Origin of the sequence: Chitinophaga qingshengii (assembly GCF_014529935.1) — a bacterium.
In the GTDB taxonomy this organism is placed as follows: domain Bacteria; phylum Bacteroidota; class Bacteroidia; order Chitinophagales; family Chitinophagaceae; genus Chitinophaga; species Chitinophaga qingshengii.
In genome coordinates, this window is record NZ_JACVFC010000002.1 from 645,969 (window position 1) to 659,486 (window position 13,518).

Annotated in this window: 13 protein-coding genes; 8 read left to right on the plus strand and 5 right to left on the minus strand. The window is 46.7% G+C overall.

The genetic code is table 11. The features are described from left to right. The first annotated feature begins 1 nt into the window (after position 1). Genes ICL07_RS17855 through ICL07_RS17885 form a run of 7 tightly spaced genes read left to right on the plus strand, consistent with a single transcriptional unit; the run spans position 2 to position 7,809 of the window. Positions 2-1,879, plus strand: coding sequence for an amidohydrolase (locus tag ICL07_RS17855; RefSeq protein WP_188089386.1), 1,878 nt, complete (start codon positions 2-4; stop codon positions 1,877-1,879). A gap of 12 nt (positions 1,880-1,891) precedes the next feature. Continuing rightward, positions 1,892-2,323 carry a DoxX family protein gene (locus ICL07_RS17860; RefSeq protein WP_188089387.1) on the plus strand — a complete coding sequence of 144 codons (432 nt, stop codon included), beginning with the start codon at positions 1,892-1,894 and terminating at the stop codon, positions 2,321-2,323. Positions 2,324-2,335: 12 nt separating this feature from the next. Beyond that, the gene (locus tag ICL07_RS17865; RefSeq protein WP_188089388.1) at positions 2,336-2,809 is read left to right on the plus strand and encodes a Dps family protein; all 474 of its coding nucleotides are present in this window, start codon (positions 2,336-2,338) and stop codon (positions 2,807-2,809) included. A 27-nt stretch (positions 2,810-2,836) separates the two neighbouring features. After that, complete coding sequence (locus ICL07_RS17870) at positions 2,837-3,532, plus strand: YoaK family protein (protein WP_188089389.1); 696 nt, start codon at positions 2,837-2,839, stop codon at positions 3,530-3,532. A gap of 4 nt (positions 3,533-3,536) precedes the next feature. Further along, entirely contained in the window at positions 3,537-5,792 is a 2,256-nt protein-coding gene (locus tag ICL07_RS17875) for a tetratricopeptide repeat-containing sensor histidine kinase (RefSeq protein WP_188089390.1), read from the plus strand. A 9-nt stretch (positions 5,793-5,801) separates the two neighbouring features. Next, positions 5,802-7,169: a sigma-54-dependent transcriptional regulator gene (locus ICL07_RS17880; RefSeq protein WP_188089391.1), complete on the plus strand. Its 1,368-nt coding sequence runs from the start codon at positions 5,802-5,804 to the stop codon at positions 7,167-7,169. Positions 7,170-7,176: 7 nt separating this feature from the next. Continuing rightward, entirely contained in the window at positions 7,177-7,809 is a 633-nt protein-coding gene (locus ICL07_RS17885; protein ID WP_188089392.1) for a TMEM175 family protein, read from the plus strand. Here the strand turns inward: ICL07_RS17885 and ICL07_RS17890 are convergent. Continuing rightward, entirely contained in the window at positions 7,806-9,416 is a 1,611-nt protein-coding gene (locus ICL07_RS17890) for a sigma-54-dependent Fis family transcriptional regulator (protein WP_188089393.1), read from the minus strand. The genes ICL07_RS17885 and ICL07_RS17890 overlap by 4 nt on opposite strands. Positions 9,417-9,679: 263 nt before the next feature. Here ICL07_RS17890 and ICL07_RS17895 point away from each other — a divergent pair, with 263 nt between their 5' ends. Then, complete coding sequence (locus ICL07_RS17895; RefSeq protein ID WP_188089394.1) at positions 9,680-10,300, plus strand: Crp/Fnr family transcriptional regulator; 621 nt, start codon at positions 9,680-9,682, stop codon at positions 10,298-10,300. A 158-nt stretch (positions 10,301-10,458) separates the two neighbouring features. Here the strand turns inward: ICL07_RS17895 and ICL07_RS17905 are convergent, their stop codons facing one another. The 4 genes from ICL07_RS17905 to ICL07_RS17920 all read right to left on the minus strand — a co-directional run bounded on the left by ICL07_RS17905 (position 10,459) and on the right by ICL07_RS17920 (position 13,517). Continuing rightward, positions 10,459-10,779: a hypothetical protein gene (locus ICL07_RS17905; RefSeq protein WP_188089395.1), complete on the minus strand. Its 321-nt coding sequence runs from the start codon at positions 10,777-10,779 to the stop codon at positions 10,459-10,461. Positions 10,780-10,798: 19 nt separating this feature from the next. Continuing rightward, the gene (locus tag ICL07_RS17910; RefSeq protein WP_188089396.1) at positions 10,799-11,506 is read right to left on the minus strand and encodes a pirin family protein; all 708 of its coding nucleotides are present in this window, start codon (positions 11,504-11,506) and stop codon (positions 10,799-10,801) included. Between the two features lie 169 nt (positions 11,507-11,675). After that, on the minus strand, positions 11,676-12,497 hold the full coding sequence (locus tag ICL07_RS17915; protein WP_188089397.1) for an alpha/beta fold hydrolase: 822 nt from the start codon (positions 12,495-12,497) through the stop codon (positions 11,676-11,678). Between the two features lie 336 nt (positions 12,498-12,833). Continuing rightward, positions 12,834-13,517: a DUF3823 domain-containing protein gene (locus ICL07_RS17920; protein WP_188089398.1), complete on the minus strand. Its 684-nt coding sequence runs from the start codon at positions 13,515-13,517 to the stop codon at positions 12,834-12,836. Between the last annotated feature and the right edge of the window lies 1 nt (position 13,518).

A 13,518-nucleotide genomic window follows, 5' to 3' on the forward strand; every position in this document is an offset into this window, starting at 1 on the left:
AATGATAAACAAAGCAGATACTGTTCTGTATAACGGGAAGATACATACGATAGACCATGACAATCCCCGGGCCACCGCAGTAGCCATTGGCGCGGGAAAGTTCGTTGCCGTTGGCGATGATACCACTATCCTCCAACAATTCAGCCAGGAAGGAGTTTTACTCATCGACCTTAAAGGGAAACGGGTTATTCCCGGGCTCAATGACTCCCATATTCACCTTATTCGCGGCGGACTCAATTATAACCTTGAATTAAGATGGGATGGCGTACCGTCGTTGTCCGATGCGCTGGCGATGCTGAAAAAACAGGTAGCCATCACTCCCTCTCCCCAGTGGGTCAGGGTTGTCGGCGGATGGACCGAACATCAGTTTGCTGAAAAACGAATGCCTACGCTGGATGAAATTAACGAGATCGCACCTGATACCCCGGTCTTTATCATGCATTTGTATGACCGTGCTTTTTTAAACCGCGCTGCACTTCGTGCGGTTGGATTTACCAGGGATACCCCGGCTCCTCCCGGTGGCGTTATCGAAAAGAACAGCAAAGGCGAACCTACAGGATTGATGCTGGCCAGTCCTAACGCCATGATCCTGTATTCCACCCTGGCGAAAGGGCCCAGGCTCTCCTACGAACATCAGCTCAATTCCACCCGTCATTTTATGACTGAGCTCAACAGGTTCGGCATTACCAGCGTAATTGACGCCGGCGGCGGTTTCCAGAACTACCCCGACGACTACCAGGTAATCAACGATCTCCATCAACAACAACAGCTCACTGTAAGGATTGCCTACAACCTGTTTACACAAAGGCCTAAACAAGAACTGGAAGACTTCAGGAACTGGACCAGCACCGTAACACTTCACCAGGGAGATGATATGTACCGGCATAACGGGGCCGGTGAAATGCTGGTATTTTCTGCTGCCGATTTTGAAGACTTCCTGCAACCCAGACCCGATCTGCCGGAAACCATGGAAGCAGAACTGGAAAAAGTCGTTCGTCACCTGGTAGAACATCGCTGGCCGTTCCGGCTACATGCCACCTATAATGAAAGCATTACCCGCTTCCTCAATGTTTTTGAAAAAGTGAACAGGGACATTCCATTCAATGGGCTGCACTGGATATTTGATCATGCAGAAACAATTGACGAACAGAATATTGACCGGGTAAAGGCGTTGGGTGGCGGCATTGCCATTCAAAGCCGAATGGCATTCCAGGGAGAATATTTCACGGACCGCTATGGTGCAACAGCGGCAGCACATACGCCCCCTGTAAAACGGATGTTACAGGCCGGCGTAGCGGTGGGCGCAGGTACCGATGCCACACGCGTCAGCAGTTACAATCCGTGGGTCGCCCTTTACTGGTTGTCTGCTGGCAAAACCGTAGGTGGACAACAGCTATACACCGACGCCAATAAGTTAAGCAGGGAAACCGCACTGGAATTATATACCAGGGGCAGTGCCTGGTTTTCCGGCGAACAGGAAATAAAAGGCAGTATCAAAACCGGTCAATTGGCCGACCTGGCCGTTTTGAACACCGATTTTCTTAAGATACCGGAAGATGACATCAAACATATCGAATCCGTATTAACCATTGTTGGAGGAAAAATTGTTTATGCCAGCGATGAATTTAACCGGTTCGCACCTGCACCCATTCCGGTTCTCCCCGATTGGTCGCCCATTAAACAATTTGGAGGATATCACTCCCTTAAAAACAACCGCATAAGCCTTCCCGCAGATGCCGCCACCAGCCATGTTCATAGTTGTGCAGGCAGCTGCCATGTTCATGGTCACGATCATCATATCGCCAGGCTTAATGATGTCCCCGTTAATAACTACAGTGCATTTTGGGGAGTGTTTGGATGTTCCTGTTTTGCATTTTAAAACCTGTTTTTTATGAATGAGATCATCAGCTATATACTCTATTCCGACGCAGGAAGTACAATCAACAATTACGCTATGCTGGCTTTCCGGGTATTACTGGCCTTTCAGTTATTCCGTGTGCATGGCATGAAAAAATTCCGCCGCGAAAACGGCCAAAAAGAACAGGTCCCCAATCCATTACATCTGCCGGAAACACTGAATGGACTGGTAGCGACTTTTGCTGATACGGCAGTACCCTTTTTGATAATACTGGGATTATTCACCCGTCTGGCTATACTGCCTGCAATAGGCGTTACTGCTATTGGTTATTGGGTGGTACACCGGAAAGACAGCCTGGAAATACGGGACGTGCCCTATATGTATACCCTGTCACTTTTGCTGCTCCTGGCGCTAGGCCCGGGGCGCTATTCCATCGACATGCAACTTTTATATCATCTTATTTAATATCTAAAACATATGCAAGTTAACATCGGAATCAAACAAGACTATCTCGCAGCCGTATCCCATTCCCTGGGAAAAATACTGGCAGATGAATTTATGCTGTATACCAAAACCCGCAAAGCCCACTGGTGCGTAACGGGGCCTGACTTTCACAACAAACACCTGTTTTTTGAGCGTCAATACCAACAGCTGGATGGCATCATTGACGACATAGCAGAACGTATTCGTACGCTGGGACATTTTCCACCAGCCACTTTAAAGGAATTTCTGGCGCTTACTCATCTCACTGAAATGACCAGGGAGAAAAATGACGGGGCAGGATTCATCAAAGACCTGTTACATGATCACGAAAGTATCCTTATCCATCTGCGGGAAAACATTAACGGCTATGCCACCGCCTTTCATGATGCTGGCAGCAGTGATTATATTACCTCACTGATGGAAACCCACGAAAAGATGGCCTGGATGCTCAGAGCGCATTTGGAATAACTCATCCTTTTAAACCGACAACCGGGTATGACAGAACAAAAACATAGCATCAACTGGGTAACCTTCCTGCTGGCATCGGTGGCGGGGTACTGCGACACGGCCACATTTGTAGCCGGCGATTCCATTTTTTCCGCCCATGTAACCGGCAACTTTATTGTATTTGCAGCGCAAATATCCGCAGGTAGCGGTAGTGCTACCGCCTGGATCAAATTAATTACCTTCCCCATATTCGTCATAGCCGTGATGATAGGTGGATGGCTGGCAGAAAAATCGGAGAAAAAATACCGCATTTTATTGGTGGAAGGTATAATTTTGATAGCTTGCGGGATTGCTGCTTTCTTCCTGCCAATATTCACAACGCTGGAAGAAAAAATGGTGACTTATTTTATTGTAATGGTAACTGTGCTGGGAATGGGCCTACAAAATGCTTTCGGTAAACTTTTTGCCAAAGAGACCCATGGCCCCACCACCATGATGACCGGAAATGTGACACAGGCTGCGCTGGACCTGGGTAATATTCTCCGAAAAGGCAGCGCAGGCAACGAGCTGGCCATATCCGGCCTTCAAAAACAAACCGTTACCATCGGCGGCTTTCTGGCTGGCTGTATTATCGGTGCACTCCTGTCCAGGTGGGTAGGATTGAGCGCGATGATGATACCTGGCGTTGCCATTGTGACCTGTTACCTTCAAGGCGAAATATCCGCGCAAAAACCAGAAGGGTAACCTTATGCACCGATACATAACCTATTCCGGCCTCAGGGCACTTGTGACCTGCCTGCTGTTGCCCGTATGTACACTGGCACAGTCAGACATAAATATTCATCATGCCAACGCCCTGCTCCGGGATGGGAAAACTGATACTACCACTATTGCCAGGCTCCTGCACACAGGAGAAGCATTTCTTGACAAACCGGAGTCACGCGAAGAAGACATGACAATGGCCTTCAGGATGGCGGAACAAATGGAAATCCGCAGCAGGCAAACCCATTATTTCAGAGGCCTTGGCCTGAGCAAACTGCTCAGGGCCAAGGCATTCCGCGAATCAGGACATGCCGGACAGGGAAGGCAAAGCAGTGAAGAAGCCCTTCAGTTGCTCAGCACCTACGGCACCGTCCTTGAGAAAGCCCAGGCTGTCATTGAACTGGGAGGTACCTATACCAACGATGTAAAAGATCTTCCCCGGAAAATTGAACTTTATCAACAAGGCGCCGATATATTTCTCCATAACGGAAACGAACAGGCGGCCGCCCAGTTGAAAGAGTTTATTGGAGACCTGCTACAGGTCAACAACGACTATCCCCGTGCACTGGAAGTATTGGAACAAGCCCTGGCCATCTACAAAAAAAACGGTTATCAACGGCTACAGGGCCTGTACTCCATTATGGGCGAAGCTTACCACGGCTCCAATAACTTTGTGCAATCCCTCCGCTATAACCTACTGGCCGTAGCAACAGCCGAAAAGCTGGGAGAACAAGGCCCATTGATGACTACCATCTATAACCGTGTGGGACTAAATTACTACAGCGTACATTACTATGATCAGGCACTCGACTATTTCCGTAAGGCCCTGGCACATGCGAAACAACTCCATGATACTGCCAGCACCAGGGGTATGTTATTAAACATTGCAGATGCGCTCAGACACCAAAAAGACTATCGCAGCAGCCTTGATACACTGAAAACAGTTGAGAAACTAGGGCCGGTTACCTGGGAAGACGAAATCGTACAAATGGAAGTAGGCTATCTTAAAAATCATATAGCACTTCATACACTACACCAGGCCACCCCCCATTATGAGAAGCTGCAAAAGTACGTGGAAAGCGGAAGCAAAGATCTGAAACCTATTCAGACAGCAAGACTCGCGATTATCTTTTACCTGCAGAAAGCTGGCATGTTCAGCAACACAGCGCAATATATCAGCGACTATCAACGTACCATGAAAGAAGTACCGATGCCATTGGTACAACAGGCTGAAGGAGAATATCTCGCTTTCCGGACCGACTCTGCACTTGGCCATCTTACTGCCGCCATCACACATTACCAGTACTTTAAATCCTTGTCAGATTCAGTTACCAGTACTAACCAAAGCAAGCAGCTGGACGTCCTCAGGCTGCAATTCGAAACCGTAAAAAAGGATAAGGACATTGAATTACTGACCCAGAAAAGTAAACTACAGGAAATCTCCCTGCAGAAAGGAAGAGTATTCCGTAACGTGATCATGGGCAGCATCTGTATGCTGCTGCTCATTCTGGCACTATTGTACAACAGGTACCGGCTCAAGAAGAAAAACGCCCTCCGGCTGGAACAACAACAGGAAGCCATTAACACACAAAACGAACTACTAAAAAAACTGGTAGATGAAAAAGAATGGCTATTGAAAGAGATACATCACCGGGTAAAAAACAATCTGCAGATCATCATTAGCTTGCTAAACACCCAATCACAATACCTCGATAACGCCGATGCTATAGCTGCCATTAAAAACAGCCAGCACCGCATGTTTGCCATGTCCCTGATTCACCAACGGCTTTATCATACAGACAACCTGGGCGCCATTGACATGAACTGGTACATCCGGGAGCTGACCGGGTTTATGCAGGAAAGCTTTGATACCCGCTCTGACATCACATTTTGTATTAACAGTGAAGCTATTCTGCTGGATGTCGTTCAGGCTATCCCCCTGGGACTAATACTGAACGAAGCTGTCAGTAATGCCATTAAGTACGCGTTCCCTCATAACAGGAATGGCACGATACAGATAACTTTCAAAAAAGATAGCGCCCAATATTGCCTCCTGACTATTTCAGATGATGGTGTCGGATTGCAGGCTGACTTTCTTCCCGAAGAATCTGACTCGTTGGGTATGAGCCTGATGAAAGGGTTGTCGGACCAATTGGAGGCATCATTTAACATACAAAGCAGCCAGGAAGGCGTTTCAGTACAAATTCTCTTCCTGGTGAAATCATTTAACGCTAACCATTAAAAAAAGGCTATGGACCGCAAAGAAAAGATATTGATCGTGGAGGACGAATTCATTGTCGGCAATGATCTGAAAATGATACTGATCAAAGGCGGCTATGAGATATGCGGTATCGCCCCATCCGTTGAGCAGGCGAGGATACTGATCCAGCAAAAGAAACCTGACTGGGTATTACTGGACATTATACTCAAAACACCTACCAGCGGCATTGAATTGGCCAAAGAACTGCTGCAACAGCGTATTCCTTTCCTTTATATATCGGCTAATACCAACCAACAAACACTTGAAGCCGCCAAAGCCACACAGCCCTATGGTTTCCTGGTAAAGCCTTTCCGGGAGAAAGACCTTTTCGTGATGCTCGATATTGCCCGCTATCGTCATGGTGTGGAAACCGGTATGATAAAAGACACCCTGCCTGTACCAACAGCGGAAACCACTTTCGATCCGAATATTATCGGTTGCAGCCAGGCCATGAAACAGGCACTGGATAAGGCAAATATAGTGGCCACCACCAATACGTCCGTCCTATTACTCGGAGAAAGCGGTACGGGCAAAGAACGTTTTGCCCGTGCCATCCATAAAAATTCACTCAGGAAGCACAAACCTTTTGTCACTGTCAATTGCGCCGCATTACCCTTTTCCCTGCTGGAATCAGCGTTATTCGGCCATGAACGCGGCGCTTTCACCGACGCCATCCAGCAACACACGGGAAAATTTGAACAGGCAAACGGTGGCACACTCTTCCTCGACGAAATAGGGGAACTTCCTCCCGAAGCGCAGGTGAAGTTACTCCGTACCCTGCAGGAAAAAGAGGTAGAGAAACTGGGCAGCGGTCAGGTCATTAAAGTGGATGTACGTTTAATCGCCGCCACCAACAGGAACCTGGAAAAGGAAGTCGCCGAGGGGCGGTTCAGGCTCGACCTGTATTATCGGCTCAATGTATTTCCGATTACGCTTCCTCCGCTGCGCGAACACAAGGAAGATATCCATGCATTAGCCATTCATTTTCTAAAAAGATTTGCAGACAATGCCGGGAGCGAAATAGCCGGTATCAGCGAAGCAGCACTGCAAACACTTCAGCAGCATGACTGGCCCGGTAATATCAGGGAGCTGGAGCACGTGATAGAACGACAGTATATTCTTGCAGGCGGCGCAATGATACATGCCATAGATATCCCGGAGTTGCCGGCTCCGCTGATACATGCCGAAGGGAAACTGGAAACAATGGAAGAAATGGAACGGTTACATATCATGAAAGTGCTGAAAGCCTGTAATGGACGGGTATCCGGTCAACAGGGCGCTGCTGATATCCTTCGGATACCAGCGCAGACATTGTATTCAAAGATGAAAAAACTGGGAATAAAAACTATTTATAAATGATCTGTCCATGGAAAAGGAAACGGCAAGAATAGAAGGCTTCAGCGATGGTGTATTTGCGATTGCTATCACCCTGCTGGTATTGGAATTACATATCCCCGATATTGAAGGCAGCAACCGGCAGGCATTGGTAAAAAGCCTGATAGCGAAATGGCCGTCCTTCCTGGCCTTCAGCCTGTCTTTCTTCAGCATTTTTATTATGTGGGTCAACCACCATAAAATATTCAAACAGATATACCGGCGGGACAGCGCACTGATGTTTACCAACGGTCTCATCCTGTTCCTTGCCAGCTGTATATCATACCCTACTGCGTTGCTGGCCCGTTATTACGGCACCCCCTCTTTATCTGTAGCGGTAGCTATTTATACCGGTTTATTTGTGCTGATCAACCTCGCCTTTAATTTGCTGTGGGGTATCGCCAGCCGGCATAAAGACCTGCTTCGGCCGGAGATCAGCCAGGTCGCCATCCGTAAAATCAAAAGGAATTATCAATATGGCATACCGGTACATCTGTCGGCCTTCCTGCTTTCGTTCTGCTGGCCGGAAGGTGCATTGATGTTATGTGCCCTTCTCTGGACATATTGGGCTTTTACCTCCGGCAAGCTGGACTTGTCTGCCAACAAAACCAGGGATATCTCTTAGTTGCCCTGCTGCTGTATATCCACAAAGTGTTCTTTCCGGATACCCAACTTCTGCATTTTTGAGATCAGGGTGGTGGAAGGCAGCTGTAGTTTGGCGGCAGCGCCATGGGGACCGGATATTCTGCCTTTTGACAATTTCAGCATATGCAGGATATGCTCCCGTTCCACATCTGCCAGGGAACGCACCTGCGTTTCCATTCCCATTTGCGACGACAGTACCTTATTTTTGACAGGCAGGCTTACTTCCGTGATATGGTGGGTGGATGTCAGCAACACCGTTCTTTCAATCAGGTGTTCCAGCTCCCTGATATTACCCGGCCATGGGTATGCCATTAATTTTGCCATCACTTTCGGGGCTATGCCGGTGATTTTTTTACCTGCGTTGGTAGCATACTTCTCCATAAAAAAGGCAGCCAGTGCAGGTATGTCTTCTCTTCGTTCTCTCAATGGCGGCAATACGACCGGGAATACATTCAGGCGATAATAAAGGTCACTGCGGAAACGGCCGGCCTGTACTTCGGCTTCCAGGTTTTTATTGGTAGCTGCAATAATGCGCACATTTACTTTATACACAGACTTCCCCCCGATACGTTCAATTTCTTTTTCCTGCAAGACCCTTAACAATTTGGCCTGCATTTCCATGGGTAACTCTCCTATTTCATCCAGGAATAGCGTGCTGTTATTTGCCAATTCAAACTTGCCAATCCGTCTTTCCAACGCCCCGGTAAAACTCCCCTTCTCGTGCCCAAACAATTCGCTTTCCACCAGGTTGACTGGAATAGCAGCACAGTTCACCTTGATCATCAGTTTATCCCGTCTGCGTGACGCCTCATGTACCTGGTGCGCCACCAACTCTTTTCCCGTTCCCGTTTCTCCCAGGATCAGCACCGTAGCTTCAGAAGGGGCCACCTTTGAAACCAGGTCATACACTTCCTTCATGGCAGTTGCGCTGCCCACTGTGTTACCGGTAAGATGCCGCTCCTTTTTCCATTCTTCTTTCAGATAACTATTCTCTTGCTCCAGCCGGGTTTTATATTTCCGGATTTCCGTTAGTTGCTGCACTATTTTTTCATTGGCGAGAATATTGGAAATACCTGTACCCAAATGATCTGCAATACCATTAAGAAAACTGTCGCGATTCCCGGAGAGTACGCCTGTCTTCCTGGAATAGAGGTACAGTACCCCTTTAGGCTCTTTACCATTACAAATCCTTACCAGCATCATTTCTTTCACACCGGCATTATACCAGTGAATAATATACGCAGGAATATCCTTTTGCCGGACCAGCCTTTCCATATTGAATAGTACCGGTTCTTCCGCCTCTATGGCCCGGTCAAATATACCGTCATGAACAGGGTGCCGCTGGTGGATGATGGGGTTTTCCCCGGTAATGGTACGTATCTTCTTTTCAGTACTATAGAGAAAAGGACTATGCGTAACTCCATCTTCATTGATCAGGCAAATGGTATAGTAACTGGCACCAAACGTCTCCAGTAATTGTTCATTGATGATTTCCCAAAGATCAGCACGATGCCTTGCTGCCGCTATCGCCTTGGAAAGACAAAGCAGGATTTCAAGTTCTTTCTTTTCCGAGGTATCTGTATCCATAAATCCCAGCGTATCACTTAATTAAGTGGACAGCTTGCTACTAAAGCATCAGGGCTCCTGTAACAACCAGACCAATGTAGTTGCAATAATAACAAAAGTCTTCATAAAATTACGGTATATCGTAAAACGACATCTTTCAAATCAAAAATACATAATTGATAATCAACAACATACAACAAGGTATAAACTTTGGCTATAGTACTTCGTTCCCTGACATACAAACGGGAGCAGTACCTGATCTGATATCATATCTTTTTATAACTATGTTTGAACGTATTGATCAATTTGTAGACCGTATCATCTCTCTTTCGCCGGAAGAAAAGCAGCAGTTCCATTCCCTGCTCAAATTCAAACGTGTCCGGAAACGCACCTACCTGCTGCAGGAGGGGGAAATATGCGATTTTGAAGCCTATATCGTTAAAGGGTGTATCCGCACCTATTACCTGAGTGACGAGGGCGCGGAAACCATTCTCTCCTTTGCTATTGAAGACTGGTGGGTGAGTGATCCGTCCAGCTTTACCGGGCAGACACCTTCCAATATGTTCATTGAATCACTGGAGGATTGTGAGCTGTTAATCCTTGACCATAAAAGCAAGGCGACACTTTACGAAAAAATACCGAAGTTTGAAACCTTGTTCAGGTTGTTGATGCAACGTTCTCTTTTTACGCTGCAACGTCGTTTTCATAGCCTTGTATCACAAACGGCGGAGCAGCGATACCTTGCATTCATTGAAAAATACCCCCAGGTGGTACAACGTGTGCCACAAAACCAGATAGCCCGTTACCTGGGGGTATCGCCGGAATTTCTCAGTAAAGTCAGAAACACCATACAAAAGAAAACAACGCAGTCCGGTTGCCTGTCAGCTAAACACCAGCCTGCCTGATTCTGTCTTTAATGGTGTGTGGTGGCGGGGGCAATTTCTTTTTTTAACCATTCGCAGTCCAGGTACCCTGGCATAAAAATCATAATTGCGCTGGGCATCGGCAGCAATAGCTGTAATATGGTGGATGTCCTGTATTTGTTTGTTCATTATCTTAGTTATTATTGGTTATTGTGATCGAGAGCGGCACGCAGTTCGTTTTCAAGAAGCCCGCTGCCGCCTCCGTAATGTCTTATTACAATTGTGGCTGAATGACGTATAGCCACTGCTTCCCGGATCACTTGCTCATCTGCTATCGTTACACCTACACATAACAACACCGCATCATACTTTTCATCGACTATGTTTTTTAGTCCGGCTGCTTTTGTGAATGCAACAACCCCGTTCCATCCGGTATGGCTGTTCAACAATCTGTCAACTACCTTCATAATGGCAGCATCGTACCCTATGGCAAGCAGCTTTAATTGTATCGTATTTTCCATGGAGATAAAATTATGATGGTTAAATAATCATCGGTACTTCCATCACCAGTAGCCGGGAATCTGAATCCATCACTTTTATGTCAATACCCCCGGCGTCCCACACGCCAAGGCCATCCCTTGCCGATAGTACCTTTCCATCGATAGAGAAGCGACCATTCACAACAAACACATACATACCATTACCTGGTTTGTGAACCTGGTAAGTAAGAGAAACATCATTGGCAAATTGCCCTATGCTCATCCACACATCTTTGCGAATGCTGATCCCATCCGGAGCAATAAACGTGTGTAACTGGTTGGGGGCCGTATCATAAGACAATCTACCCAGGGTATAACGCGGTGCCGTATTCAGTTCTTCGGGGTACACCCATATCTGCAGAAATTCAGCTATCTCATCAGCGCTGTTATTATATTCACTGTGAAACAAGCCGCTACCGGCATGCATTACCTGTACAGTACCGGTATTCGCTACCGCTTTATTTCCTGCAGAATCTTCATGCCTCAGACTTCCTTTTAGGGGGATACTGATGATTTCCATATTATCGTGGGGATGAAGACCAAACCCTTTACCTCCCGGTAACGTATCGTCGTTCAGTACCCGAAGGGCACCAAATCCCATTCTCTTTGGATTATAATAGTCTCCAAAACTGAACGTTTTTTTACTGTCCAGCCAGTCATGATGATCATGTCCACGGGTCTCTGCCTTATGGTAGGTGTATTGTGCCATCGCTTTCGTATTTTATACCACAAAGCTCCATTACCATGATGGTTTCACCTATGAACCAGGTTAAGAACCGATGTTAATCTACATTAAGATTTCGTTAGGCGCTACTATCAACAGCATTAGCCCGGAGTTTTTCCGGGCTAATGCTGTACTGAATAATTTATAACGTCGTCTATCCCTTGATAAAGGCCAGGAGATCTGCATTGATAGTAGCAGCTTCGGTGGTAGGCATTCCATGCGGGAAACCAGGATAGGTAATCAGCCTGCCGTTTTTCAATAGTCCAGCTGCTTTTATGCCTGTGGTAGCAATAGGAACAATCTGGTCGTCATCGCCATGCATTACCAGCACCGGTACCTCAACACTTTTAAGATCTTCTGTAAAGTCAGTCTCAGAAAATGCCTTGATACAGTCATAATGCGCTATGATGGCCCCCATCATTCCCTGACGCCACCAATTGTCCATAACGCCCTGTGATTTTTTAGCGCCTTCCCGGTTATAACCGTAGAAAGGAATGGTGAAATCCTGGAAGTATTGTACCCGGTTTGTAGCTGTATTGGCACGTATTTCATCAAATACAGACATAGGAACACCATCCGGATTTTTTTCATTTTTAACCATGATCGGAGTAACTGCACTTATCAGTACCGCTTTCGCAACACGCCCTTGTCCATATTTCGCCACATAACGGATCACTTCTCCCCCTCCTGTTGAGTGACCGATGTGTACAGCATTCTTTAAATCCAGCGCCTTAACAAGCTCCGCTACATCCGATGCGTAGGTATCCATATCATGACCGATAGCCGTCTGCGTCGATCTTCCATGCCCCCTGCGATCAAAAGCGATGACCCTGAATCCCTGATGCAGGAAAAAGGTCATCTGGGCATCCCAATCATCGGCTGACAATGGCCAGCCATGATGAAAGACCAGCGGTTGACCAGTTCCCCAATCTTTATAATAGATCTCGGTGCCATCTTTTACGGTAATTTTGCTCATTTTTTTGGTTTTTTGAAGTTGTTAATAAATAGAAACAAATTGAATATCAGGTAGGAAACGATTAAGTCTGGAACATGATTCCTTCTGTCAAATTGCTCAGCAAAAATCGCACTACTGTTACCAACATCCCAATAACCTATCTTAAGAATTGTGATTAATCTATATTAATAATCCGGGCATGTCCATACATTTGAAATAAATCATATAGTATAATTTTATCTCCCAAACCACATCATGAAACTTAACATAAAAGATGACAATACTTAACGAAAAAAAGCCAGGAAATGTTCCTGGCTTTTCTTTGTTTCAGACATGGTTGTCCTTGTTCCCTGTCCTTTACAATTTTTGCTCTATCAGTGGCGAAAAAACCATATCCTCCACCCCTTCTACCTTCACCCCTATACGAATAAATACAGATGCCTGCACCGGGTTGATAACCGGTACATTTACCTGTAAGGTGATATTGGCCGGGTCCTGAATATCGGCGCCATTCAGCGTTTGCGCAGCGATGTTATTGATACCATCCACAAACTGGGTTCTGTTCACGTATAAGGTAATACGTTCCACATTCCTGGCACGGGTATCCGTAATGATTTTATCCAGCTTGCAGGTGGCCGTTACCTGCCGGCCACTGGCGCTCACTTTCGCGTTCCTGACCAGGTAATAGGGCAGCACTTCTATGTCCATATTACGGTCGCCTTTCAGCGGTAACTGCGTAGTATCGGCATGGTCCGGCGGGGTAAGGTAAGGACCCTGCCCTTTGGGCAATACCAGCTGATAATTGCCATCGAACAGCAAGGCGGAGAAAGAACCATCCTGCGCTACGGCAACGTTGATGGGCGTACGTTTTCCCCAACCGGATTCCCATAATTCAAAAACCACCTCTCCCTGACTCACGTTCACCGCTTCGCCCTGGTATACGATGCGGCCTTTGAAACTGCTGCCGGGAGCGGCATAATTATCCTTTTTACAGGAAGCGGCGAGCAGTAATGCTATAACGAGAAATAAACTGTTTTTCATG

Bases quoted from the DNA above. Each gene is read 5' to 3' on its own strand.
- ICL07_RS17855 (WP_188089386.1), top strand. From the start codon at position 2: ATGATAAACAAAGCAGATACTGTTCTGTATAACGGGAAGATACATACG.
- ICL07_RS17860 (WP_188089387.1), top strand. From the start codon at position 1,892: ATGAATGAGATCATCAGCTATATACTCTATTCCGACGCAGGAAGTACA.
- ICL07_RS17865 (WP_188089388.1), top strand. From the start codon at position 2,336: ATGCAAGTTAACATCGGAATCAAACAAGACTATCTCGCAGCCGTATCC.
- ICL07_RS17870 (WP_188089389.1), top strand. From the start codon at position 2,837: ATGACAGAACAAAAACATAGCATCAACTGGGTAACCTTCCTGCTGGCA.
- ICL07_RS17875 (WP_188089390.1), top strand. From the start codon at position 3,537: ATGCACCGATACATAACCTATTCCGGCCTCAGGGCACTTGTGACCTGC.
- ICL07_RS17880 (WP_188089391.1), top strand. From the start codon at position 5,802: ATGGACCGCAAAGAAAAGATATTGATCGTGGAGGACGAATTCATTGTC.
- ICL07_RS17885 (WP_188089392.1), top strand. From the start codon at position 7,177: ATGGAAAAGGAAACGGCAAGAATAGAAGGCTTCAGCGATGGTGTATTT.
- ICL07_RS17890 (WP_188089393.1), bottom strand. From the start codon at position 9,416: ATGGATACAGATACCTCGGAAAAGAAAGAACTTGAAATCCTGCTTTGT.
- ICL07_RS17895 (WP_188089394.1), top strand. From the start codon at position 9,680: ATGTTTGAACGTATTGATCAATTTGTAGACCGTATCATCTCTCTTTCG.
- ICL07_RS17905 (WP_188089395.1), bottom strand. From the start codon at position 10,779: ATGGAAAATACGATACAATTAAAGCTGCTTGCCATAGGGTACGATGCT.
- ICL07_RS17910 (WP_188089396.1), bottom strand. From the start codon at position 11,506: ATGGCACAATACACCTACCATAAGGCAGAGACCCGTGGACATGATCAT.
- ICL07_RS17915 (WP_188089397.1), bottom strand. From the start codon at position 12,497: ATGAGCAAAATTACCGTAAAAGATGGCACCGAGATCTATTATAAAGAT.
- ICL07_RS17920 (WP_188089398.1), bottom strand. From the start codon at position 13,517: ATGAAAAACAGTTTATTTCTCGTTATAGCATTACTGCTCGCCGCTTCC.